This window comes from Streptomyces melanogenes, from assembly GCF_014649795.1.
Classification (GTDB): domain Bacteria; phylum Actinomycetota; class Actinomycetes; order Streptomycetales; family Streptomycetaceae; genus Streptomyces; species Streptomyces noboritoensis.
Genome location: NZ_BMTS01000019.1, coordinates 15,389 through 40,388 on the forward strand (window position 1 = coordinate 15,389; position 25,000 = coordinate 40,388).

At 67.3% G+C, this 25,000-nt stretch carries 17 protein-coding genes and 1 pseudogene; 8 read left to right on the forward strand and 10 right to left on the reverse strand.

The features are described 5' to 3' along the window. The first annotated feature begins 107 nt into the window (after positions 1 to 107). Positions 108 to 1,013 (forward strand): helix-turn-helix domain-containing protein, encoded by a 906-nt coding sequence (locus IE252_RS32255; protein WP_229848924.1) that lies wholly within the window; start codon positions 108 to 110, stop codon positions 1,011 to 1,013. A gap of 47 nt (positions 1,014 to 1,060) precedes the next feature. Here the strand turns inward: IE252_RS32255 and IE252_RS32260 are convergent, their stop codons facing one another. The 3 genes from IE252_RS32260 to IE252_RS32270 are packed head-to-tail and all read right to left on the reverse strand — an operon-like array spanning position 1,061 to position 3,476. Continuing rightward, a complete protein-coding gene (locus IE252_RS32260) occupies positions 1,061 to 1,894 on the reverse strand; it encodes an SAM-dependent methyltransferase (RefSeq protein ID WP_190092989.1) in 834 nt (277 codons plus the stop codon). A 49-nt stretch (positions 1,895 to 1,943) separates the two neighbouring features. Further along, complete coding sequence (locus IE252_RS32265) at positions 1,944 to 2,531, reverse strand: sigma factor-like helix-turn-helix DNA-binding protein (protein ID WP_190092990.1); 588 nt, start codon at positions 2,529 to 2,531, stop codon at positions 1,944 to 1,946. Between the two features lie 21 nt (positions 2,532 to 2,552). Beyond that, on the reverse strand, positions 2,553 to 3,476 hold the full coding sequence (locus IE252_RS32270; RefSeq protein ID WP_190092991.1) for a helix-turn-helix domain-containing protein: 924 nt from the start codon (positions 3,474 to 3,476) through the stop codon (positions 2,553 to 2,555). Between the two features lie 1,489 nt (positions 3,477 to 4,965). Between IE252_RS32270 and IE252_RS32275 the strand changes: the two genes are divergently transcribed. Both IE252_RS32275 and IE252_RS44370 read left to right on the forward strand, forming a co-directional pair. Continuing rightward, the gene (locus IE252_RS32275) at positions 4,966 to 5,421 is read left to right on the forward strand and encodes a hypothetical protein (RefSeq protein WP_190092992.1); all 456 of its coding nucleotides are present in this window, start codon (positions 4,966 to 4,968) and stop codon (positions 5,419 to 5,421) included. A gap of 222 nt (positions 5,422 to 5,643) precedes the next feature. Further along, entirely contained in the window at positions 5,644 to 5,751 is a 108-nt protein-coding gene (locus tag IE252_RS44370; protein ID WP_373298653.1) for a DUF6192 family protein, read from the forward strand. 426 nt (positions 5,752 to 6,177) lie between these two features. On the opposite strand, the gene IE252_RS32280 is transcribed toward IE252_RS44370, so the two are convergent. Together IE252_RS32280 and IE252_RS32285 are read right to left on the reverse strand one after the other, a co-directional pair. Continuing rightward, positions 6,178 to 6,897: a hypothetical protein gene (locus IE252_RS32280; protein WP_190092993.1), complete on the reverse strand. Its 720-nt coding sequence runs from the start codon at positions 6,895 to 6,897 to the stop codon at positions 6,178 to 6,180. A 1,187-nt stretch (positions 6,898 to 8,084) separates the two neighbouring features. Beyond that, positions 8,085 to 9,272: a hypothetical protein gene (locus tag IE252_RS32285; protein ID WP_190092994.1), complete on the reverse strand. Its 1,188-nt coding sequence runs from the start codon at positions 9,270 to 9,272 to the stop codon at positions 8,085 to 8,087. A 454-nt stretch (positions 9,273 to 9,726) separates the two neighbouring features. Here IE252_RS32285 and IE252_RS32290 point away from each other — a divergent pair, with 454 nt between their 5' ends. The 5 genes and pseudogenes from IE252_RS32290 to IE252_RS32310 all read left to right on the forward strand — a co-directional run bounded on the left by IE252_RS32290 (position 9,727) and on the right by IE252_RS32310 (position 12,646). After that, a complete protein-coding gene (locus tag IE252_RS32290) occupies positions 9,727 to 10,590 on the forward strand; it encodes a DUF4231 domain-containing protein (protein ID WP_229848925.1) in 864 nt (287 codons plus the stop codon). 457 nt (positions 10,591 to 11,047) lie between these two features. After that, positions 11,048 to 11,560, forward strand: coding sequence for an RNA polymerase sigma factor (locus tag IE252_RS32295; RefSeq protein WP_190092995.1), 513 nt, complete (start codon positions 11,048 to 11,050; stop codon positions 11,558 to 11,560). Positions 11,561 to 11,712: 152 nt separating this feature from the next. Then, positions 11,713 to 11,892, forward strand: a pseudogene (locus IE252_RS43470) (helix-turn-helix domain-containing protein); the annotation flags it as partial. Between the two features lie 3 nt (positions 11,893 to 11,895). Continuing rightward, entirely contained in the window at positions 11,896 to 12,144 is a 249-nt protein-coding gene (locus tag IE252_RS32305) for a helix-turn-helix domain-containing protein (RefSeq protein WP_190093088.1), read from the forward strand. Between the two features lie 277 nt (positions 12,145 to 12,421). Further along, positions 12,422 to 12,646, forward strand: coding sequence for a hypothetical protein (locus IE252_RS32310; protein ID WP_190092996.1), 225 nt, complete (start codon positions 12,422 to 12,424; stop codon positions 12,644 to 12,646). Between the two features lie 20 nt (positions 12,647 to 12,666). On the opposite strand, the gene IE252_RS32315 is transcribed toward IE252_RS32310, so the two are convergent. From IE252_RS32315 to IE252_RS32335, 5 genes are all read right to left on the reverse strand, one after another. Continuing rightward, positions 12,667 to 14,058, reverse strand: a complete 1,392-nt coding sequence (locus IE252_RS32315) for an FHIPEP family type III secretion protein (RefSeq protein WP_190092997.1) — start codon at positions 14,056 to 14,058, stop codon at positions 12,667 to 12,669. A 22-nt stretch (positions 14,059 to 14,080) separates the two neighbouring features. Next, positions 14,081 to 15,913: an FHIPEP family type III secretion protein gene (locus tag IE252_RS32320; RefSeq protein ID WP_190092998.1), complete on the reverse strand. Its 1,833-nt coding sequence runs from the start codon at positions 15,911 to 15,913 to the stop codon at positions 14,081 to 14,083. A gap of 356 nt (positions 15,914 to 16,269) precedes the next feature. Next, entirely contained in the window at positions 16,270 to 18,858 is a 2,589-nt protein-coding gene (locus IE252_RS32325) for a hypothetical protein (protein ID WP_190092999.1), read from the reverse strand. 89 nt (positions 18,859 to 18,947) lie between these two features. Further along, positions 18,948 to 23,333 carry an FHIPEP family type III secretion protein gene (locus IE252_RS32330; RefSeq protein ID WP_190093000.1) on the reverse strand — a complete coding sequence of 1,462 codons (4,386 nt, stop codon included), beginning with the start codon at positions 23,331 to 23,333 and terminating at the stop codon, positions 18,948 to 18,950. Then, positions 23,334 to 24,347, reverse strand: coding sequence for a trypsin-like serine peptidase (locus tag IE252_RS32335; protein ID WP_190093001.1), 1,014 nt, complete (start codon positions 24,345 to 24,347; stop codon positions 23,334 to 23,336). Between the last annotated feature and the right edge of the window lie 653 nt (positions 24,348 to 25,000).

The following is a 25,000-nucleotide window of genomic DNA, read 5'->3' on the forward strand; positions in this document are numbered from 1 at the left end:
CCGGGGCCGCGGGGCGTGGGGATACTGGGGTTCCATTCATCCCGCAGGAGTTGTGCATGTCCGCGCCCGGAGCGAATCCCCCCTCTCCCATACCCCGTCGTGCGCCCGTGGCGGGCAGGGGTGTCTTTCCGCTGGGGGCGCTGGGGCGGGCGCAGGGGCATCCGTCCGCGTTGAAGATCATCGCGGGTGGGAAGCTGCGCCAGCTGCGCGAGGCGTGCGGGCTCATGCCGAAGCAGGTGTGTGCGCGGCTGGACGTCTCTCTGTCGAAGATCAACAAGATTGAGCACGGGCACCTGGGCTGCAAGCCGCAGGACGCCCGCGCCTTCCTCACGCTGTACGGGGTGCAGGAACCGCGCTATGTGCAGCAGTTCATGGAGCTGGTGGAGCTGTCGCTGCGGCCCGAGTACTGGAAGCCCTGGCGCACGACGGTGAAAGACTTCTTCGCACCCTTGCTGGCCCTGGAAGGCGCCGCCCAGCGGATCCGTATCTACGAGCCCTTCTACGTGCCCGGCCTGCTCCAGACCCCCGCATACGCCGCCGCCGTGATCCGCGCCGAATGGCCGAACCGGCTGGAGGCGGAGGTGAACCGGATCGTCGAGCTGCGCATGGCGCGCCAGGCCCAGTTCGCCCGCCAGCGCGAGCAGGGCGAGGCCCCCGATCTGTGGGTGGCGCTCCGCGAGGAGGTCTTTGAGTACTCGGTGGAGGACCGGGCCGTTCTGCGCACCCAGGTCCGTCAGGTGATCGAGCGCGTGGAGCGGGGGGAGGTGGCCCTCCAGGTGGCGGCGCCGCAGGTGATGAGCCAGGTGCCGCTCACCAGCAATGTCACCTATCTGCGGTTCGGGCTCGCTGATCTGCCCGATGCCGTCTATGTCGAGCAAGTGGCCAGTGCGGACTTCCATCAGGATCCGGAACAGGTCGAGCAGTATCTGGTGCGGCTGGACCGGCTGGCGACGCAGATCAGAACACCCGAGGAGTCCCTGCGCTGGCTCAAGCAGCGGCACAACCGCCTGTGAGCCCTGCCCTTTCGGCAGATGGGCGTTCAGGGGGAGGGGCGGGGTGCTCAGCTGAGGTGGCCTCGCTGGGGCACACGGGCCAGGCCGCCCCATTCTTCCCATTCGAAGGTGCGCTGGCGCCGCAGAAGGTCGTTGTCCGGCATCCAGGTGGACACCTCGACGAGCCCGGGCGGGTCGATGATGTCCAGGCCGTCGAAGTAGGCCCTCACCTCGTGCTGTTCGCGTACCCGGCCCCACTGGTGCTGGGTTGCCTGGTCCATGAACTCGGTGACGAAATCGCGTACTTGGGGGTCGGGGCTGACGAGCTGGCAGATGACCAGGAAGCTGCCCGGGACGAGCCGGCGGGTGACCTCCCGGATGAGGGCGGCGGGGTCGTCGTGGTCGGGGATGCAGTGCAGGACGGACACGAACAGGGCGGCCACCGGCTGGTCGAAGTCGATGAGCCGCTGGGTGTCGGTGTGCTCGAAGATTGCTTTGGTGTCCCGCATGTCGGCCTGGAGCACCGCGGTGTGCGGGTCGCCGCCGAGCAGGGCCCGGCCGTGCGCCAGCACGATCGGGTCGTTGTCGACATAGACCACCGCGGCCGACGGGTTGATGCGCTGGGCGACCTGGTGGACGTTGTCCCGGGTGGGCAGGCCTGATCCGTGGTCGATGAACTGGGTGATGCCCTGCTCGGCAGCGAGGTAGTGGACGACCCGCCGCAGGAACTGCCGGTTGTTGAGGGCGAGGTCCTTCATGCTGGGGACCACGTCAAGAAGGGCTGCGCACGCGTCCCGGTCGGCCTGGTAGTTGTCGCGGCCATCGAGCAGGAAGTCATACATGCGCGCCACACTGGCCACCTCGGGGTCGGTGCCGGCAGGCCACCGCTGTCCGCTGCCCATGCACGTTCCCCTCGTCCCGGCCAGCCAGCTCGCATGGTGCTGAGAGAGGTCATCGTAAAGAGGGCGAAGACCCACGCGAAAGGCCCCGTGAGGGTGAGCCGGAGGCAGTCGGCGCGGTTTCGGCCACCGCAGCAGGCGCGGCACGCACCGCGATGCCGGCCCGGCAGCGAAGGCGCGCGGCGTACCGCAGATGACTGGTCACCGTGCCCTCGTCCAGCCCCATCACCGACGCGATGACAGCCTCCGACAGTCCCACGTCGTTCCGCAGGACGACCGCGTCCTGCTGGAGCGCCGACAACGAGGGCGGCTGCGCCGACACCGCCTCGGCCTCATTCCGGGCGGCGGCCACCCACGTGCGCAGCACCTGCCAGGCCACGGCGGACGGCCGGGCGCTGCCCATGACCTTGGGCCACATCGTGACCAGTTCCCCCAAGGCGCCTTCCACACAGGAGCGGGCTGCCTGGCCCTCACCGAGACGGTGCACGGCATAGCGCAGGTAAGCGTGGTGGTGCTGGAGACAGAACGCCGTGTACGTCACCGGCAGATGGATCACCACCGCAGGCTGTGCCGCCGCGCTGGCGTCGGCGCGGGCCTCGGGAGCCGTCCAGGTATCGGTCTGGCGGCGGTAGGTCGGCATGGGACATCTTCCTCGCGAACGTCACGCACCTGACGGGCCCGGGCTGAAGGGAGGACGCGGCGGCGGCAGATCCACCAGGGGGGTCGGCCCGTCCTGCAACGGCGTTTGCAGGCACACCAGGAAGGCGTAGTTGGTGTCGTCCCACAGTCCCCTCACATCGCCCGGGCGTGCTTGCAACGCGGTCAGCAGCGCACTGGTGGTCTCCCAGCACGGCACCACGTGGCCCAGTAGCGCCCCCTCGACGATGCTCGCGTCCACCACGCCGTCGGTCAGCGCACTCACCCGCTCGTAGGAGGGGCATCCCGCTGCCAGGTAGGCGCCGCGCAACGCCGCCCCCAGCCGTTCGACGGCCTCAGCCAGAGCGGGCCGGGGCGCCCGCGCCAGCCCCTGAGCCGCCTCCCACAGCGCATACAGGTCCAAGGGATCACCCCCCAGCACCCGCACCAGGACCTCGACCGACGACCAGGCCGGCACCCGCTCGCCCGCTACGATCCTTGAGACATACGACGGGGAGAGCCCGCTGCCCTCGGCCGCCTCTTTGATCGCCAGGCCCGAGTGCCGCAGCAGGAAAGACAGCGCACCCGCCAGACTGCGCGTGCGCGCCTGGGCCAACGCCACCTCATGCACGCCCTGACGCATCGCCACCGCCACCGCCGGCGCCGACCCGCCGTCGGTGGCCGCCTGCTGTGCATGGCGCCGCTGGAACAGGCGTGCGACCTCGGACCTGCGCCACCGCGCCCGCGCCGTCACCGGGGCGACGAAGGCCGCCTGGCCCACCTCGTCCCACCCCACTTCGCGGGCCCGGGCATCGCTGACTGCCGCCGCCGTGTAGCACTCCACCTCCTCGGCGACACGTCGCACACGTGCCATGAGGTCGGCGAGCTCCACCTGGGCGTGCTCGCCCTCCAACAGCACCGTCACCGCCTCCTGCAGCCCCTGGGCCACGCTCAACCCGGTGGGGAACGCGTACGCCGTGGCCGGGTCGGCCTGTCTGCGCCGCTGTGCCTTGCGGCGGCAACTGCGGCTGCAGTACCGGCGCTTGCGCCCCGCCCGCGCCCGCTCAAACGGCTCCCCGCAGTTCTCGCAGGTCCCCCGGCCGGGCTCCTCGCCCCCGCGTGCTTCCCGCACCCTTTTCGACCACCCCTCCGCCCGAAACCCCATCGCTCCCTGGCGCGAAACACCAAGGGAAAGCAGCCCTTGCCCCGGTGGTGCGGCCGGACAGTACGCCCGGCCGCACCATCACGGACGCCTGTCAGCCTCGCCCGTGCCGCGCCAGGCACACGGGAGCTGCCAGCAGCCCGCTCAGCGCCGCCACGGCGATCGACGCACCGGACGGGTTCTGCCAGGCGGGAGTGATCAACACGAGGGGCACCACCAGAAGCCCGACGAAGGCCGGGAGCAGCGACGTGCCAGGCCAGGCACGCCGTGCCCGCTCGGACCTGCGCACATTGCTACGGTGGGAACCCGTCGGCCTCTCCTGGCCGCCGGAAACGCTGCTGTTCATAGAGAAGTCCTTTCTTGCTGAACTGAGCAGTGAGGCGGAAGGCCCCCGGCGAGTGGTTTGTCAGCCCGCGGAACCGGGGGTCTCCGTGTTGCGCGACGAACCTAGCGCCTGGCCCGGCGGTCACTCCACGGAAATGGCCCCAAAGATGAAAACCCCATCAGCAAGGGCCGAAACCCCGGGAGGAACTGGCGCACCAATCTAGGTGCGCAACTCTAAGAGTTGTGCCTGCAGTTGACCGAATATGAGCATCGTTGACCAGCTCCTATTACGTCACGCTGCATAATGGTGAACCATGATCGGCGCATCGAATGCCTGGCCGATAACCCCGTTCGTCGGCCTCCTGCTGCGGCGGCGCGCGCTGAAATTTCCTGCCAGCACGCTGAAATTTCATTCCCCGGCGTTCACGGACGCCCGCGCGCGATGGCCCAAGGCGACGAGGCCGAGGGTGCCGTACGGGTCGCCCGAGCTTTAGCGGAGGTTCGCCCAGAACGCCAGCGTGGCCGCGCCCGGGTTTACGTCGCCGCTGGTCGAGGGGGCGCGCAGCGAGGCGGCGAACAGCTTCTCGCCATCGGTCATCCGTCCGCTGTCGTACGCGAGTCGGCACGCTTCCCCCGCTGCCGCATGCAGGCGCCGCCCGGTGGTGTGGTGGTATGTGCTCTTCTTGATGTGACACACCCGGCATTGGGACACGTCCGACGCCGATGTCAGGCTCACGTTCCGTCAGTGTGACACCGGTGTGCTCGGCGACGGCTGGAGCATGACGCAGTCGTGCGGACGCGTGCCCTACGCCGAGGCGCTGCGTACGTCTGTGTGAAGGATTGATTCGCCTTTCCCTCGTTCGAGGCACGTGGCGAGGGGCGGGCGCACGCGTGCGGCGGCGGGCCGCACAGTGGCAGGAGGCACCGTCGTCCAGGCAACGGAGGACTTATCATGCGCATCCCCCTGCCCCTGCCCCGCACGCTGCGAAGGGCCGGGTCGGTGGTGGGCACGTTCGCCCTCGTGACCACCGCTCTCCTTACCGGCCCGGCCGGCGCAACGGCGCCTTCGGCCGCCGCACCCGCCAAAGCCATGGACTCCATCGTCATTGGTTGCGAAGGCACGGTCCCCGCCGTCGGCTGGCACCACTTCCGTTCGGCCCACAGCGTCGCGGGCTACCCCGGCTACCGCTTCGGCTACGACGGAAACGTCAGCAGTGACACCTCGGGCGTCGTCATCCAGTTGAAGGGCTTCGAGAACGGCCAGGCGGTGTGGGTCGGCATCGGCGCGCGCAACGGCCCCTGGGGCGGCGAGGTGCCCTGGGGTAATTCTCTCGCGCACCCGGAGATCCGGGCGCAGGCCGTCGGTACGGGCGCCACCATCAGCTGGGGCCCCTGCCAGTGGCCGTGACCGCCGCCCGCAGGGGCCCCGGGCGTCACCGCTTGAGAAACTCCAGCAGAACGGCGTTGAGTTACCGACAGCCAGGTCCTGCCGGGCCGCCTGGCTGAGCACCCAGGGGCCGCATCGTGGACGACGGCCAGTTCCCGGTGGCCACCATCGTGGACAGGATCCGCGAGTACCTCGGCCAGGCCGGGCTTCGACATCGAGGAGTTCCCCGCCCTCAAGGACGACGTGACTGAGCTGACCCGCGAGGATCAGGTCGCGGCGGCGGTCGCCCCGGACTTCCTCAAACGGCCCGCGGTCGTCGCCTGCGTCGCCAAGGGGGCGAGTGTTCAATGATCGGCCGATCCGATGATGGGCCTTGGCCCCGGATCTTGGGCACCGGAGACACTTGGATCTTGATGGTCCAGGAGAACGGAGTCCCTGTGGGGATCAGGGGCGTTGTAAAGTCCGCGTTGGCACATGAGTCCGCTGGTCACGACGGTGTGAGGGGCGGGTCCGGGGCAGCCCGTCACGTTGGGGCCGCCACATCGCCGTAGCGCAGCTCTGCTCCTCGTCCTGCGGCTTATCCGCGCCGTACGGGCCGAAAGGGCCCTCTTCCCCTGGGTGGCGTGTACCCAACTCGACGGTGCCCTTCGTACGGTAGGGCCGCGGGATCATGTCGCCTCCGTCTCCAGCGCATCGCCGCCGGGCCACGGCGGCTGCGAAGCGAGCGTTTCTAGGACCTCATCGCGAACCCGGACTGAAGCGCCTGCCCGCTGGCGATTACTGCGGCGGTGTGGTCGGACCTTGGACCGCGAGGGGTGCGATCCCGAGGAGGGACTCGAGATCATCGCGCCAGGCCCCGGCTGCCCTCATGGGGTCGATGGCGTCCGGGCTGTCGCTGTTAGCCCTGTTCGTGTAGAGGGGGAAGGTGAGAATGCTCTGATGCGCCTTCACAGCGCTCGCAACGATCTTGTCGACGTCGGCCAGCGGCCAATCTGTGGTCAGGCTCATCCCGTTGTCCCTCAGGCGCGGGTACACCGTCTTGTACAGAAAGCGCCAGTTGTCCTGGAGCCGCTGCATCTCGCCGCGCTGCTGGTTGGCGATGGCCTGGAGCCCCTGTGCAGCCGAGAGCGGGTCCGGCTGAAAGCTGGCGGAGGCATGCGCGGACAACGAGTCTGCCACGTGCCGAAGGCCCCCAAGAGAGCTGTTGAAGACGGCCAGTTCCTTCTCGGCGCTCTTCTTCGCCGCACGCTGCTCTGCTCGTTCTGTGTGCGCCTCGCCGAGGCGACTCAGCACAACCAGCGCGAACGGGACGGCGAACATCAGGCACGTGGCACTGGACAGCACGTTGGTGGCGAACCCGTGCTCCCCGGGCCATCGTTCGTGGTCGAGGTAGAGCCCGAGTGCCAAGAGCGCGAGACCGGAGGGGAGGCCGATCTTGCTGACTGCCTTGGAGGTGGGCGGAAGGTCTCGCCAGAGTGCACGCAGGTCGTGAGCCAATTCTTCTCCTTCAGCGGCAGTACCGGGCGTTGATCCTATGTCCGTCGGGGTGCAACGCGTCCACGTTCTTCAGGCTCCCCGGCGTGTGACGACGCCTTGACTTGTGCGGTTGGAGCAGTCTCTGTCCAGGTGCAGACGCTCCCACCTTCGCGGGGTTCGGGCTAGGCAGGCGGTGTGGCGACCGACGTGGATGCCGCGGCAGCCGACCGGGTCGGTCGGGGGATTAGCATCGTGTCCATAGTGCGGCCAGTCAGGGCGGCTGCGAGGCCTGGGCACAAGGTGTACTCATTGCCTGGGGACTGTCGGGTGCGTCATGGCTTGCATTGTCGTCTGCTCAGACGAGGGCGGCGTCCAGCGGCGACCTGGATGCTTGGCTGCACCCGGTCGACTGAGGTGTATCTGCTCCTGTGTATGAGTCGGTGTGAGGTACGCCTGGCTCGCAGAAAGCGTTCTCCGCATGACACGCCGCGTGCCGAGCGGCGCCGGAGCGGCTCGTGGCGTAGGAGGATCTTGCCGGTCACCCAGAGATCCGCGAGGGGCATGCCATGGCAGTGAAAGCACGGAAGCGCCTGATCGCGTGGCTCGCGGTCCTCGCCAGCCTCTGCCTGGTCACCAGCCTCGTGCTGGTCCTTTTCCTCTGGGGCCGACCGGAACATTCCGCTTTCCCCGAGCCGATCGACTCCACCGAGGCCACACTCACGGCCGGTCCAACTGAGACCAGCGCTGATAGCGGATCGCCCACGTCCACGGCCGTTCCGACCGAGAGCAGCGCTGATAGCGGAGGGTTCGCAGCCTTGCCGCGTCCGTTCGACTCCGCCACGCCCCCTTCCGAGACGAGCGGCGGGGAGACGGACGGCGGGCAGACCTCCCCGCCTGCGAAGGCCAGCGGGGAGACGATCAGCGCCACGGACATCGCGCTTGCCGGAGCGGCGATCGCATCTGCTTTCGGTGGACTGTGCACCGGTATCGCGGCGGTCATGGTCGCCAGGCGGACTCCACGGCAGGGACCCCCTGGCCCCTGACATCGGCCTGGCGTCGGCGCTTGATCGTTGCGTGGCCCCGCGCCGCCGTCTCTTATGCGAACTGTGTCGCGGGTGGCCTGGGAAACTACCCGCTCCACTGACGCTCAGGGATCGCCCTGTGTCCTGTGCCCGGCGGGTAAGACCGCCTTCACCGCCGCCACTGGCTCATGGCGTCCACAGTGGGGAAGGCTGGTGCGGCGTTGATAAACCAGCCAGCAGCGACGGCACACCCCCGGGGATACCGAGCCTCCCCAGGACCCAGTCGAGCGCAGCGGCTTCGGTATCGCACATCCGGGTAATCAGGTTCGTCTGCTCCGGCAGGAGAATCCTCCGCGGGATCACGATCGTCTCGCGGACTCGGTCGAGCGGCAGCCCCCGCTGGAAGCCCTGCGCGGCGGGGCGGAGCGCATCCTCGTCCGGCGGGAGCGGCAGGCGTCGGCGGGCCCCGTTCGAGACGATGATCCCGGCGACGTGGACGTACTCCCCCAGGAGTGGCCCGAACAGGTCTGCGAGCGCGTCGGTCTTGGCGGCGAGTGACATCCCAGCGAAGGGCATCGGGAAGTGGAAGAGGCCGCTGTGGTCCTCCACCCAGATCCACGCGGTGCCCGCTCCTTCCGTCTTGGCGCACTTGCCCCGTACCTTGCCCAGGAGCCGCCTGCCCTGGTCGCTCTCCACGGCCTCCCCTACCAGGGCGGTACCCTGGGGAGCCGTTCCGGGGTGGATGGTCAGTCGCCTGCCGGCGCTGCTGAAGACGTCGACTGTGGCCCCCGAAGCCGCGCACTGGCGAGCGGCTTCCTCGGTCCGCTTCTTCCACGTCGCGAAGTCGTAGCCGTTGAGGAGTTCGGGGATGTTGCCTTCCCAGTAGATGTCCCGGTTCCCCTCCAGGGCGCGGAGGTGGCCGCAGCAGTTCTGACGAAACTTCTCGTAGTCCTGGAGCTTTTGGTCCTCGGCAAAGGTCACGACCTCGATGAAGACGGGACCGATACGGACGTCGCCGGGGCCGCCCCCGGCTTTCGTCGGCTCCAGCTCAACTGGGAGTCCGTGAGCCACTCCCATGAGCGCGAGCCGGGCCTGCGCCTGGGTGTGCAGGAATCGGGAGAGGGTCACGTCGCGGCGGGCATCTCGCCTCACCGAGTCAAGGCCGGGGACCCCAGCTTCCTCCAGATAGGCGTACGTGGCCCACCACCGCACCGCCTCCACCCACGCTCCCATCCCGGCCCCGTTCATGATCTGCAGCACGGGGGCGGCCCGCCCCAGACCGACGAAGGTGTCGCTGGCTCGGCCCGAGGGGAGCGAGGGAAGCACGGCCTTGGCCAGCCAGCCGCTGCCGAAGAACGCAGTAAGGTCGGCCACCGCGCGCGCGGTCACCCCGTGACCAGTGGGGGAGAGATAGCCAGCGCCTTCTGGGCAACCGAACCACGCCTCCCAGTCGATCGGCCGGAGGCCCTGATCGATCGCCCGCCATATCTCTTGGTCACGAGGGTGCATGCCTGTCAGCATGAAGGACCCGCCGACGGGAACGGGAGGATTTTCCAAAGCGCGGCACCTATGGGAAGAGAGCGGCGGCCGGGTCCAAGGCGCTGTGTAGCGGTGAGCAAGTCGGTGTCGACGCTCTCGTCAGGGAACGTTGGCGAAGCCTCCGACCTGGTACCCGATCACCGACATGGGTCGACCTGAACGGAAACCGTCTTCGCTCGACGCTTGAACTTCCCTTGGTTTGGCTGAGCGGCCAGCTGCCTACGGATAGCTTCGGGTCACCGGCTTTATATGGATGCGGAGTTGACTATGGGGCGGGTGAGCAGCATTGGTGCCTGAGATCGACGGGTTACGAGCGACGGTTGAGGAACTGGAGCGGCAGGTTGCCTGGAAGCGAAGGCGTGCGCGTCTACTGAGAGTTTCTCTGCTCGTAGCGCTGGCCAGCATCCCGGCGCTCGTCGCGTGTAACGCCGTGTTCGCCGATACTCATGCTGTGCTCATCGCCAGCAGGGGATTCCTTGTGACTCCGCTAGTCGTCGCCAGTGCCATAATCGCGGCGGTTTGTATCGATCATGCCGCCAAGATCAACCTGATGGGCAGCCGTCCCCCGACGTACACCCCGCCGGACCGCTACAAGTACAGCCTGGCGGAGCTACACGACAGACTGGCCGCCAGGCGCGAGGAGCTTCGCAGGTCGAACCTGGGGACGCAGCCGACGCTCAGGGAGCGGCGCAGCATATACCGCGAGGAAACATCTGAGGTTATTGCCCAGTACGGACGGGAGAGCCGCCACTACCGTCGCGTTCACAACAGCCTGCAGTCCCTGATCATGGTCGGCTCAACTGCGGTGACGACGATCGCCGCCCTGAGCCAGCAGGACTGGAACTGGCAGAGCGTGTCCGTCGTGGTCCTGGGCTTCAGCGTCACCCTGGCGTCGGCGTTCACGGGCTACTACAAGTACCGCGAGCGCAGCTACTTCCTGCGGCAGACATCTGACGCCATCGAGGAAGAGCTGAATGCCGTGATGCTCGGGATCGGTGACTACAGCCAGTTCACCGAGGAACAAGAGGGCGCGGCCCTCGCCAGGTTCACCCAGCGGGTCGAGGCCCTGCGCAATGAGCAGCGGCGGCGTGAGCAGCAGCTTGACCAGCCCGCAGATCAGACGGCGGCCCCTCCGAATCCTCCCTCGGGCTGAGCTGGTCGGACCACACCCACGGCCTTCCGGCACGGGGCACCCCTAGTGATTCGGATTCCTCTGCGTTGCCGTTCAACCTTTGCGCCGCCGTGACCCTGTAGTGGACATCGTCGTGGCACAGGGCTGCGGCAGAGGCAGGCGGAGTCGACCGGTGAGTTTTGGGCATCTGGTGGCGTTGGGGGTACCGGTTCTGCTGACGGTGGCAGGGTTGATCCTGCGTTCCCGGGCGGGGAGCTCGAACCTGTGGGACGTCCTGCATGAACTGGCCCGGGGACGGGTCAACGCCAGCATGGAACGAGAGCGCCGAGCCACTCTGGTGGTGATGTTGGAACGCCTGCCGGACAGCGGTTTGCGGGTGGAGGATACGGAGCAGGGACGCCGTACCGTCGTTCCCGGGGAGAGGGTGGGCCGTCGGCCTCTCTCCTGAACGGGGCGGCACTGTGGGGGAGGGGAGTGTGTGCGGCCAGAGCCCGAGGTGTTCGCTCGGTTTTTCACCCACTGGGAACCCCAAGTCCGTCGCTATCTGATCTGGTTGGAGGGTGATCTCGCGGTGATCGACGACGCGGCGCAGGAAACCATGATCAGTGCGCATCGGTACTGGGGACGGGTGTCACAGGTGGAGAACACCCGTGCCTGGCTGTTCAAGATTGCCCGGCAGCGATTAGGAGACGCTCAGGAAGCGCGCCGCCGTCACGGCGTGAGCACCGACCCGTGTGCGCTCCCCGACCGGTCGGCTCCTGGCCAGGACCCTCTGTCTCGCCTCGAGGATCAGATGGCGGTCCTGGAAGCGGTGCGGAAACTGCCCCAGCAGCAGGCGACAGCCATCGCCCTCCAACTGCAGTTCGATCCGCCCCTGGATGAGATCGCGGACATCATGAGGATCTCGGTGGGTTCGGTCAAGAGCCACCTGCATCACGCCCGGCGGACTCTTCAGCAGATGCTCGGTGAAGGCATCGGGGGTGAGCGGTGAGTATCGAGCGGCGACTGCGCACCGCAGCTCAGGCCGTCGGACAGCTGTGGGCCGATCCGGAAGAGACTCAGGAGCGGCTTGCCCATCTTCAGCAGCGGCTTACCCACACACCGGCTGAGCCTGAGCAAGAGGGGACGTCTCCGAGTCGGCCGTTGAGCGAGGTCGCTTTCCTCACGGTCGCGGAAGCCGCAGAGATCATGGACGTGTCGAAGATGACCGTCTACCGTGCCGTCCACGACGGGCAACTGCCCGCCATCCGCGTCGGGCGCTCGTTCCGGATTCCTCGGGATGCCGTCACCGCGCACATGGCCGGACTCGAGATCGCCGCCGAGGACATGGCGACGACGCCACCGCAGCCGAGGGACCAGGCCGACCAAGCCGAACAGCCCCTCAACGAGGTCAAGTTCCTCACCCTTGCTGAGGCGGCCGCGGTGATGCGGGTTTCGGAGCGCACCGTCCGGCGGTTGATCCAGAGCGGACACCTGCCGGCCATCGCAGTCGGGCAGTCGTTCCGGATCCCAGAGAGGGCCGTCCACGACTTCCTCCACCCGGTTGGGCGCAGAACACCCGTCAACAGGATCTGAGACACGGGGCGGGGATGCCACTACCGGGCCCCCGCTCCCAGGGCTACGCCCAGTCGCGGTTGAGTGAGATCGCTGAAGAAGAGTTGGGCATCCTCGTCGCCGTACGGCTGGGCGTATCGGGGGTGTCCAGCATGCGGGCGGCGTTGGACCTGTCTATGTCGACCGAATCGCTGGTGAGTTGGGGGCGGTGAGGGTGACGGGCATGAGGGGGCCTCCCGGTGGTGGGGGGGGCGACGTTTCCGGTCCCCAGGGGCAACCATCGCCCTACGCTGTCCCCATGGCCCTTTCTGCCGCTTCCCGCTACGACCGCTGTCCCTGTGCCGGTCACTACGAGCGCCGGACCGTCGAGGTGCAGATGACCGTCGAAGGCAAGCCTGTGGTGGTGGAGGGGGTGGAACAGGGCCGATGCCCGATGTGCCGCTCCCGGGTCTACCGAGCCGTGGTGTTGGAGGCGCTCGAAGGAGTGATGCGCGCCCGGCGGTTACCGGAGGCACACGCATGACCTCCGGCTCCCAGCCTGCGTCAGGAGACGCGGGCGATCGGCTGGATGTTGTAGTAGGGGGGAATGTCGCTGTAGCTCAGGACAGTGAGCCGCGGCAGCCGGTGGCGCAGCACGGTACGCACCGGAACCCGCCGGTCGTCCTGCGTCAGGACGACCGGTAGCGGGGCAGCAGGTGAGCGGTAGGCCAGCTGCGCCTCCAGGGCCGCACTCAGGCGATCCGCCACCTCCTCGGAGCGGTCGCTCGCTGGCGCGCGAAGTTCTTTGGCGACGGCATCCTCCAGCTCTTGAGAGAGCAGAAACGCGATGATGGTCCCGGAGCCACAGGCAGCCTTCGACGCGATGTGGTCCGCGAGTCCAGCCCGAACGAACGCGACGCAGTCGTCGGGATCAGGCGAGGGCTCCCGCTCCATCACGTGACGCAGCATCAGTTCTACAATTCGCCGGAGGTCGCGGATCGACACCCCGTCTTGGAGCAGGCCCCGTAAGACGGCCATCAGTAAACTGGGCGGGAGGTGGCTGCGGGCAGCGTCCGCGACCAGGGGAAACACGCTGCCGAGGTCGTCGAGCATACGAGCCGCGACATTGGGGGTGAGCAGGGCGTGCGCCTGGGACCGCAGTGTGCCGGTGAGGCTGAGAACGAGATACTTGAGCGGATCCCAGGTGGTGAGCCCGGCCGCCTCGAGGATCTCGCCGTGTTCCGCGGTCACGACTGCTGCGGGCAGTCCGGTCTCGGGAAGAGTCGTCGCCTGAGCGGTCACATTCATCAGGGCGAGCCGCTCCACGGTGCCGTCGACCAGGACGGTCCCCTTGGTGAGGCCGATCCGAGGCGGCGTACGCATCCCCTGGACGCGGAAGGCGAAGCCGCCCTCGCGCAGCGACGGATCGAGGTGGGCGTGGAACGGCGGAAGGACGAGACCCAACTCGGTGAACAGGCCCTCCCGCAGGAGGGAGAAGAGATCGGTGGCTGTGGGCTCCGCCGTCAGGTCCCGCAGGTAGACAGGATCGATCAGGATATCGATTGTCTGTTCGGATTCCGTCGCCTCGTCGTAGCTGGCCGGGCGGGCCAGCAGCGCACCGCGGCAGACGAGCGCGAGCAGCTCCCCAAGCCGGCTGGCGTCCGCGCCCGCCCCCGAACCGAGCAGAGCCGCGGAGTCCGTCCGGGTGCCGACCAGGGGGCTGCCATCGACGTAGGAGAGCGCTTGGCCGATGGCCGTGTCCGGGACATGGCAGCGTCGCCCGTCAGCCGACACGCGGACCGGCGGAACCGCCGACCCGTCCGCATCTCCTCTCACGAAGTGCACAAAAGGCGCCCCGGGGATCCCGAGTTCCGCGGCCGGCCCGCTCAGCTCGGCCCCGACCCGTCGGCGGACCGCAGCATCGGCGGCATCGAACACAGGCGGAGCCAGCGTCACGGTGACTGTGAGTGCTGGACCATCAGGTCCCATCCGGGGTCAACTCCTCTTCCGAGCAGGTCATGACGAACGGGTACTCGGCGTGCACAAGCGGAGCTATCAGTTCTCGGGCGTCCTGTGAACCGGTGACCAGCGACAGCGTTGGGCCGTCTAGCTCGACCGCCTGCCGTAGCCAGTGCAGGAACCGGATTCGCGCCGCCCCGCGTTCCACGGCGGCGTGCGGGGTCGGTCGGCCCAGCAGGACCGCCTCGTGCCTGGCGGGGACACGGACGCTCCGGCGGCCGGCTCGCGCTGCCACGAGTCGGTGCCGCAGCCCCTTCCGCGCGGCCCGGCACAAGGTGCGTGTCGGAGCCGTCATCCCTCCCGCGTCCCGCAGCGCGCGCAGGACCGACTGCCAGTCGGTGATCGGTACACCGTCCGCCACGAGCGCCTGCAGAACCCAAGTGAGCTTCAGCACGGCGGCCTTGTCCGTCAGCACCGAGCCGACGAGCCCGTCGTCGTCCTCCTTAGTCCAGCCCTCGACGAGACCGTCCACCGCCTGGGCGCCGAGATAGTGCACTAGGTGGGTTCTGAGGACCATGTCCAGCCGGTGGATGAGATACTCGGCGGCCGTGACGTGCTCGCCTTCCGTGCCGTCGTCATGGCCGGCCGGGTACAGAAGCCATGATCCGCGCGCTCCGGTCAGCGGGTGCACGCTCGTTGGTTCCGCGTACCGATCCGGCGCCTCGCGCCCGACCCGCTCGACGACGTACCGTGCATCTGGGGTGACGAAGCCGCTGAGCACGGGCACCTCGTCGACCTGGATCTCGTACTCGTGGGCTGAGAGGGAGACGGTGCCACGTGCCCGGACCCCCGGGACCCGCACCCCCGTGTCCGCGAAGATGCGGTGCTTCATGGCGGGGATGAGCTCGTACAGGAACCGACCCCCATCCTGCCTGGAGTCAGCGAGGGGCACCAGGGCATCACCGAGCTCGTAGATGATCGGCGTGACCATGGGAAGGAACTGCTCCGGAGTCTGTGCTGACGCCTGTGGCAGCAGGCCCAGCAGATGGTCCAGGCGTGCGCCGAGGCGGTCGCGCAACTGCCAGGACGTGGCGGTCTCGGGCAGTGCATCCCCGGCGTTCGCCTGCCCGGCACCTCCCAGCACGTCGTCCACCAGCCAGTATTCGTGCAGACTCGTGATCCGGCTCGTCAGGCTGTCGATGAGCGGGCCGTCGGCTCCGGGCTGAGCCAGGGCGGCCCGGTACTCGGTACGGGCGGCCGCCGCCTCGCCCGCCACCGCTAGCTTGACGATGCGGCCGGCTCGCGACGTTTGCCGGACCCGGGCGGCACGAACGCTCGAGCTCTCCTCGTCGTAGACGACTTCCGCGCCCGGCCTGACCACCGTCAAGCTATGGTCCCGGCTGCGCTGTTGCAGGGTGCGCACGTCGGCGCGCGGCGCGGAGATGGGCAGGCCGGCACGCAGGAGCATGAAGTCCGTACCCCGCCAGCCAGCCTCGCTCGCGGCGGGTCCCGCCTGTATCACAGTTCCCTCCCGTACCTCGAGGCCGGGCCCAGACGACCACGTGGATCCATGCGACCTGAACGAGCCGATCAGCAACTGGTATGTTTCCTGGCCGTCGTGGCCCGCCTGGAAGCGTGCGGTGCCCGTGACGGGTACGGTCACCCCCAGTGCTGCCGACAGTGCCTCGAGTCGGCGCACGAGGTTCCACGCCACGGCCGTGGAACCGGTGACGTCACCGTGATAGTCGAGTAGTCGGCCCAGATCCTCGATGGAATCGACGATGTCGCGCAGGCGTGACCGACGTTCCATACGGAAGAGAGCCAGCGACACGGTGAGGGAGCCAGCACCCATAGCACCCAGGGGGATGACGGCGTCTGGGTCGGCCGAGATGGTGGGCGAACTCTGTGCTCGCAGCGTTTCGGTTCCGATGACGACCAGCTCCGGAACGCCCCTCGGTCCGGTCTGCGCCTGTCGTTCGAGCAGCGCGACACAGAGGAGATCGAGCCGGGACCGATGTGCGCTCCCTGCGTCTACGACGATCTCGCGGATGCCGAGGTGACGCTCTTGCTCCGGACCGGAGCCCAGGCTTCGGACACTCCGTCGGGTGCTCTCTACCGGACGGCCCTCACAGACAGGCCCCATCCTGGTGAGCAGATTGTGCCACCGCCCGGTCAGGGGATCGTGGGTCGGCCCCGGTGGGCCCTCCATCATGTGTTCCCCCCGGATTCCGTGGCGGGCACGTCCGCCAGATCGCCGCGAAGTTCCTCGATGCGCTCCGTGACCTCAGTTGAGAATCCGGCAACGTCTCGGTCGATGTGCCGGAAGAGGGACCGCAGTACCGGGTGGGCGTGCTCGCGCTCGGGCGAGCCGAGCAATTTATCCAAGGAATCCCGCAACGCCTCGGCCACGCGCAGCGTGCGCCGCAGCTTCGGCGCGCTTGTCTGCCGCCGATGGCTTTCCCACTGCCTTAGCAGAGCCTGCTCCGTGTCGAAGAACTCCTGAAGCGCGGAGACGGCCCGCTCCTCGTCGTTGCCCGGTGCCGCGGTGAGGCGCGCACGCCATAGGTCGCACAACTGGATCGTCCGGGAATTGACTCCGGGATCGCGCTTGGAAACCGGAGTCTCCTCGGCTGGCAGCACGGGAGCGTCCCGTCGAAGCTCGGCGAGGAGCGCATGCATGCGCTCTCGCAGGTGGCCGCAGACCGCGAAGCGCAGGCCGAACGACTGCGCCAAGTCGGCGGATCCAAGGCATGCGGTGACGTCCAGGGCCTGGTTGTCGTGCTCGAAGTCCACCGCCCTGTCGATGCGCTTTCGGATCGTCTCCCAGTCGTCGTTCGACTGGCCAAGCCACGCGGTCCCGGGCAGGGGAGCGACCAACGCGCTGTCGAGAACCCGGCTGATGCGTTCGCTCAGTGGGGCGGAGTCTTCGAACACGTTGAGGAGCCGTTCTCCGTACAGTCGGCCGAACTCTCCTAGCTCTCCAGACCGGTGGTCGAGGTTGAGCCGGCGCACCGCTCTGTGGACGAGATCATCGACTTCCCGGTCCGTTAACCACTGACGGCATTGCAGTACGACGATCATCTCGACGTGGGTGAGTGACTGATCGCCCGCGAACACTCCTTCGCCCACGAGGAGGCTGCGGGCATCCCGGATCTGTCCGTAGCAGAACAACTCGTACGCGACCTGCAGCCGTTCGAGGCGTTGGCGAGCCTCACGCCGGGCACGGGTGAGGCACCGCAGGCCCTCCTGGCGGGTCGGGGCAGCCCTGACCCGTCGACGGAGTGCGGCGACCGCTAGGAGCTCGGAAACGCTCTCCGCCTGCTTCGCGGCCCGCAGGAGTAGGTCCTCGGCCTGGCCGTGGTGGCCGACCCGCGCTACCAGTTCGTAGGCTCGTATAGCGTTCTTGAACTCGAACTGGCTAAGCTCCACAATCCGTTGGTGAAAGCGCTTCTTCACTTCCAGAAGTTCGCGCGTATCCGTCTCCGGCCGGTCGCCGGGACCCAGGCCCGCGATTGACTCAGCGGTTTCCCAGAGACTGAAGAAATCGTCTGCGGACTCGCTCAGGACGAGCCCGGCGAGATGAAGAGCCGACCGGTTGAAGCCCGCCTTGCCCAGAGTCTTCAGCACACTTGACGCACAGCGGTGCGAGTAGCCGATGGCCAAGCTGTCCAGCCATGCGTCCAGGGCACGGCCGATGTCGAGGACCGCTTCGTACGCTTCACCCCGCTCCTGCGCAGACAAGCCACTCAACGACGCCGGGATCAGTCCCAGCTCCCCGGACTCGCACGCCATCCAGATGCGGATGTACGCTGTTTCCACAAGGTCGGAGTTGAGCGCCAGGGCTTCCCATCCCGCCGTACAGGTCTCGGGGAGCATCCGCAGCGGAGAGTAGGACCGCTCGTCACTCACCCAGGTCAGGTTGCTGAAGCGGAGTTGGGCAATAGCGTAGCGCGCGTCTTGGGGAGCGTTCCTCAGGGCCTGGTGGAAGTGCAGGTCCGCTTCGGCGTAACGGCGTCGGCCAGAGCTCAGCTTGCCGAGTTCCAGCTCGACCAGCCAGTTAGTGCCCGACTGTTGGAGGCACGCGTGCAGAAAGGCAGTTCGCCGGATGATCTCACTCTGATCGAGCTCACTATCGCTGCCCTCGATCACCTGCCGTACGGGCTCGTCCAGCACCAGATCCTCCGTCGGCTTCCCTGACATTCCCGCGATGGTGCCCACCATCGCGGCGCGGACGCGATGGACCGGCCAGGGCGACCGGGAATACGCCGTGTGCGCGTCGTCCCATCGCCCCAGCCGCTCACCGGCCGACCCGCGCACGTCCAGTAGAAGGGGTTCCGCCCCGCCCGGGTCCTGGCTGTTGACGAGGCTCAGTGCCTCATGAACGGCTCCCACGGCCACCAGTTTCTCCCCGTACATGTACAGGACGGGGAGAAAACCGCACCGCTCGGGGCCATGGAACAGGGGACGCAATTGCGAGAGGGAGCCGATGTCGGTGTTGGCGAGGACGATCGGCACATGTTCGGGAGCGATCCGGCCGTCCTGCTTGAGGAGCTGTGCCGCCCGGCCCCGGTAACCGTCCCATCCCAGCACCAGACCCCAGCAGATGTTCCATGCGGGGCCCGAGTGGCTCACGGAACGGGCGTAGAGCTCCGCTCGAAGACTGTCGTGGCACTGCCGCGCCTCGCGCTCAGCGCGCAGATCGCCGCTGAACCTGCTGAGCCACTGCAGATACATCGTCATACACAGCGCTTGTGCGAGCAGGGCGGGACGCTGGCTATCGTCCAGGTACTCCGCCATGCGGAGCACTGCGCGGTCGAGGCAGCCACGCCACGTCGCCACGTCAGCGCTGGCCAAGAACTGCGCGTATGGGTCTGTGGACGGCGGGCTCACGCTGGAGCCTCCAGCGCCCTCGGCACGCTGACCGGGTAATCGGCCGGTACCAGAATGAGCGCGGGATGATCCAGCTCGGTGAAGCTGAGCACGCGAATGCGCGGGTCGAAGCAGTGCAGAAGCTTGGCCAGGGCATGCCGGAGATCGGGCATGGTGGCGAGGATCGGTGGTGGTCGCCTGGCGTCGTTCAGTACGGCGAGGAACTGACGCAGGACCGCCGTGGACACCATCTCCGCGTCGGCCGGGCTCAGGACCAGAATTCTACGTCCGTCCGCGGACGCCCTCCGGTCGGCAAGTGCCTGCTCCAGAGTGTCGGCCAGATAGAGCGCTGTGACCTGCATGGAGGCGTCGGCGACCGAACGGCAGATGTCGGCGCGCATATGTTCCCTGAGCTTCTGGCCCAGCAACTCGGGCAACGCGTTGTCCGCGGGGTCGAGCCGGGCGAGTTCCTCGAGCATCGCGCGACGCCGAGAGGGGAACAGCGCGCCTTCCTCCACGAGATCCGCGATCACGGCACGGAAGGGCTCTACCGCCACCAGGGGGCGGCCCGCCGACAGCGCTTCCAGCTCCCGGTAAAGCGTCGCCAACAGCCCGCTGTCGAAGATCCGGTGGAAGGAGCGCCGACAGTGTGCTTCGAGCCAGTCGAGGACGGCAGCGTCGAATTCCCGTGCGGGGAAGGGTAGATGGTCAGGGAGCGCGGCGGCCGGCAGCCAGAGGACATCCTCCCCCACGGAATCGTCGTACCCATCGAGCGCGTCCGAGGGGCCGCTACCGCCGGATGCTTCCCACTGACGCTTCAGCACACAGAGCCGGTCCGGATGAAAAGTGTTGCTGGCGATGCGGTCTCGGAGCGAACTGAACTCGATCTCGTCGGCTTCGCAGTCGCCCGTGACCACCTGGAAATCGGGGAGCCTCACGCCGATCCGGCCGCGCAGTGCCTCCGACCAGTTCGCCACTCGCGCCTCGTCGACCACGGCCCGGAGGCTGCTGCCCACAGCGATGTCGAGCAGGGACCGGGGGGTGCTGGCTGGCCTGTCACCGATGCGGTTACTACTGTAGTCGCTGGCCACCGCCGCCTCCGCCAGCCATTGCTCGATCACGGATGCCGAGGTCAGCAGCGGCACCATGTGCCGCATCCGTGCGTCGTCCACATCGCCTAGCCGCTCTGCGCAGTATGCCAGCGCCCGCCGAAGGGTGACTCCGTCGCCTTCGCACGCTGCCACGGCGAAGGACCGCACTCTAGGGGGCAGCCGTTCGGGGTCGCCGTCCACCGCGGTCAGTGCCGTCCGGAGCAGTGAGGCCATGACCTCGTTCCGGTACGTGCCCGCGTACAACGGTTCCCGCAGTACGTCGGCCAGCGTCTGTACCACGTCGTGGCGGATCTCAGTCACCTCGTCGAGGACCCACGAGACCACGGCGCTACGGGCCTCGTCGCTCGGCACCTCGACGAGGTAGCGCAGGACGGCGGTCCGCTGCCCAGGCGAACAGTCGCGCAGCCAGGCCGTGCAGGTTGCCACGCGCAGGGCGATGTCAGGGAACAGTTCCTCGAACGCCCAGCGTCCGGCGTCCTCGTGTACGAGAGCCGAGAGCACGAAGCATTCTTTGGCCGCTTCGATCAGTTTCTCGCGTTCCCTGCCGTGACTGCGTCTGAACAGCAGTTGGAACGGCAGGCGCCCGCCCCCGTCGGGAGCGGGGTAGGGCTCGACCACCGCTGCCCGGTGGGCCATGAGGGCGTGGATGTCCTCGGGCTGGAGTAACTGCTGGATCTGGTCCCAGTCGTGCGCGTGGTCGGCCAGCCGGTCCAGAGCTCGCCAGGCGGGCGGCGTGCCGGTGCCGGGATCTTCTCTGCCCGGCCGTTCGGTGGCGAAGCCGGGTCGGCCGCGAGCCATGACGTCCCGGAGCAGATAGTCACGAAGATTCGCGTGGAAGAACTCCACGAAACGCGCCGGTTCGCCGTCGTCGGAGCGGGCGTGGATGGTCCGGCCCAGGTGGCCGATCAACCAGAGACGTTCGAGAATGCCGCGCTTGAGGAGACTGTCGACACGCTGGGTCAGCTGAGGCTTGACCATGCGCAGTCGCCACCACACGTCCTCGAACGGCACGATCTCGGTGCGCGCGTGCGCCATCGCCAGAAGGAAGTACCAGTCCAGGTCATCCCGGGCTGCGGACTGGAGGTCGAGGGCGAACAGCTGCTCCCACGGCCGCCGACTGGTTATGTTCTTTTCTGTGATCTTTCCTTTGGGGTTGGCCGAAAGGAGCTGGATGAGTGCCAGGGTGATGTTGAGAGGATTTCCCTTGGCGCCCTCCACCAGGCTCCTCGCTGCCTCGGGCTGGATTGCTAGATTCTCATCGACGAGTTTTTTCTCACAGCACCAGTCGATGAGGCTTCTTACAAATTCGACGCACTCGGTGCTGTCGGTGAGTGACTGTAGGATGTTGAACTCGAGTCCGCACTCCTCAGCCATCTTCGATGAACCGAGAAAGTCGGGAAGATACTGCTTCCGGGAGGCGATGAAGACTCGAACTCCCTGCCCTGTTCCGACGGTTCTGAGTAGCTGCATCAAATCCCGGGAAATGGTGTCTAGCCGATCGTAGTCCGGCTCGTCGCCCGACTCGAACGTACGCTCCAGCTGATCGATGAAGATCACGATCTCGTCGAAAGTCGGGTCCTTGGTGCGCAGACGCTGCGCCGTCTCGCGCAGGAACGCAGCAAGGGAGGCGCCCTCGGGTGCCATGACTTCGTCTGCGGCCCCAGCGAACCTGCTCGCACGGACGGCCCGGATGGTCTCCTCGCGTATGCGTCGTTCCACCTCCCTCCACTGCGAACTGGGTGCGTCCACCCGGTACCACACGGGGATCGCGTTCGAGCGAGTCTTGATCTCGTCGTGCACGAATCGTAGGAGACAGCTCTTCCCACTGCCACCTGCCCCCGACAGGTAGAAGTGGAACTTCTTCCTTTTCTCGTTCGGTAGATCGGCTCGTGCCAGTTCGCCGGGTTTGTAGATGTCTGGAATGCCTTTCTCTCGCTTGAAGTACCTGCCGTCGGCGGTGAGAGACCGAAGAGCCGTCACATGCGGGAACTCGGTCGGTACGACCGTGTCGTACTGCTGAGTGAATAGCGGCAGGCCGATCCATGCCCATGAGCTCCAGGTGAGTCCGTTCCGTAAGCCGGCCACGTCGTCGCAGGCCAGCGAACGCCGTACCCACGCGGCACGCACAGCGGCCACGACGCAGGCTGCCGCGCGCGTCCCGGCGTACTCGTGTAGCGCGTCCTCCAGCACGTCGAGCAGATCGGTCCGGGCTAACGCGCCGTCGGCGACACTGACGAACGGAAGTGTGTTAAGTAGCTCGTCGATCCCGCCGACGGCTGGCGGCGTGGGGCCGAAGGCGACCACCGCGCGCGTCGGGCTGACGCGATCGCCCTGCATGAGGGTGACCAGAGACGAGACGATGGCTTCCGGCGCGTCGAACGACAATACGAGGGCGGCCTCCGCCGATGCCGCACCGCGCAGCAGCCTGGCGTGGCTGTCCGGCTCGGCGTTGCGGAGATCGACGCAGCGCACCTCTGGCTGTGCGGAGTCGGAGCGCCTCCTCATGGTCCGGCTCTCCCGAGGACCGTCGAGCGGCATGAAGTAATGCCCCCCGCTGCCGACTGAGAGAAAGCCGTCCGCGCCCTTGGTGCCGGTGTGAGCGATGAGGATTGCCTGCAGCAGCCGGGCCAGCAGGTCGCTGCGGCCGCACCAGGCCACGGGCTGTGTGAGGCCTGCCTCGGCCCCACGACGGCGCAGTTCGTTCAAACGTGGCTGAGCGGTGGTGAAGAGTTTCCAGATCAGGGAGCCGGCGGCGATGATCTCGCTGACCGATGCCCCCGTGCGCAGAGCCTTTCCTGCGGTGTGCTCCATGCGCTCGACCTGCCGCGGGCCCAGCGTCACGACGAGATGATGTTCCACCGTCAGGTACTCCAGCCCCGAAAGGGGCTCCGTCTCGGTGACGAGTGCGATGAGGACCGGTGACCGGGCTGGCGTCGGGTGCGCCAGGGCGCAGGCCACTGTGTGGTGCCAGTCGTGCTGAGCCGGGCTGTCATCGGCGAACTCCGCCAGGAGCTCGTTGAACCTGTCGCGGTACCCCGGTTGCGTCGGGTCGGCCGATGCCTTCTCTACGAGCAGCCGCAGGCTGCCGGCCGCAGCTGCGCACCGCAGGGCCCTCGGCCAGATCTGGTCGACGGGACCACTGAAGTCAATGCGTGTTTTCGGGATTCCGACCCGCTCGGCGAGCGCCTTGATGGCTTCCGGTTCGGGGTACGCGCTCGCTAGCAGTTCGACCAGTCGGAGGGCTCCTGGGTCGCGCAGGGAGAATTCGGGAGATTCAAACAGGAACCCCACTCACATCATCCCCAGCCTAGACAGCGCCTCCGCAACGCGTTCGATACGCCGCCCCTGATTGCGGTACTCCACCGCTCCGCGCACTTGCTGGGCCACGGAACACTGATGAAGGGCCACCAAGCGCCATCGTTCGTCGAACACCGGGGAACCCGAAGAGCCGCCCTCCGTGTCGGTCCAGTACTGGACGACGTCGTCATCGACGTGACGCACCATGTTGTGGATCATCCCGATCTTTTTCGGCGTGCCATTGGGGTGCTGGATGATGTACACCCGGTGGTTCGGGGCGACTGGCGGTGCCCCTGCGAGCGGGACGACCGGAGTCCCGGAGGGCATGCCGTCGAGTTCGACCACCGCCCAGTCGTGATCGGCAGAGCCCCGGATCGACAGGGGGCGGCCCCACACGACCTTATGGGCGACCTGCGCTCCGTCGAAAGTACGTTCGTACCCGAACCAAGCCTCGACCGCTGTCGCCTTCGTGGTTCGGTCGAACAGGACGTGATGGTTGGTTAAAACTAGGTTTTCGCTGATGCGGAACGCGGTGCCGAGATAGTCGCGCCGTCCCACCGTGGCCCGCAAGCGGCATACGCTAGCGGCCAGTTCGGTGCCGCGCCGCAGAAAGGCGACGTCCAGGAGGGTCGGCTCGGGGAAGATCTGGCGTTCAAAACTGCCACCGAATCCCTTCCATTGGGGGGCATCGGCAGGCTGTGGGGCGATCACCGGTGGTTCCGGGTCAAGCCACTCGTCGATCTTCGCTGCCACCGCAGCGTCCTCGCTGTCCCTGATGACCTGGAGCAGTGCGCGTAACCTATTCTGACTTCGACTCTTCTGAATAATGTCGGCCCATACCAGATTCATTGACTGGCCGAAATTGATCGTGCTCATTTTCACACCGGCCGCCTGGGTCATTGAACGTACGGGCGGCTCGAGGTAGTACGTCTCGCACAGGAAATCCAGCATTTCCTGTGCGGACTGCTGCGAGAAATCGAACGGCAGAGTGTCGAGAAAGTGTGTCATATTGCCCCCCGGCGTAGCGGCTCTTCCTCGAACGGGCACGTGCCCAGTCCCGACTGCAACAGCGTGGCTGGCTGCTGCGGGGCAGTCCATAGTCCAAAAGGCATCGAACACGGCCCGAACGGTCCCGCCATGACAGGCCATCGGCTCCCACCCGATGATCAGCCCCTCACCGCTCCCACGTTCGGCCTCTGAGACGGAACGGAACCTCGCATCATGTCTTCTCGGTGAGAACGAGAACCATTGGAATCCCGCTCAGGGCGGGGACGGCCGGAGGGACAGCATCTTGGCGGGGGTGACGGAGGTGAGCAGTGGTTCTGCCACCCTGTCCGGCTGACGAGAACGGGCGCTGGTCCGCTTGTATCGACCGCCGCTGAGGCGGCGATCGTTGCGACAGGACCGGCGGATCTTGCCGTCCTGTGTTCTACGGGAGGGCAAGCAGCCCTCCCGGCCGTGCTGTTGTCGGTCCTCATGGTGGCTGGCACGTGGAGTGTCCTGGCGACCGTGGCAGTGCCGTGGCGCAAAGTCGGCTTTCTGATCGACCGTAAAAGCGAGCTGCGTAGACCTAGGCGGGATGGTTCGACCGGTTCCGGCGGCGATGACGAGACCCACGGCCACGTCAGGTGGTGGTGTCAGTCGACGCCAACGAGGCAAAT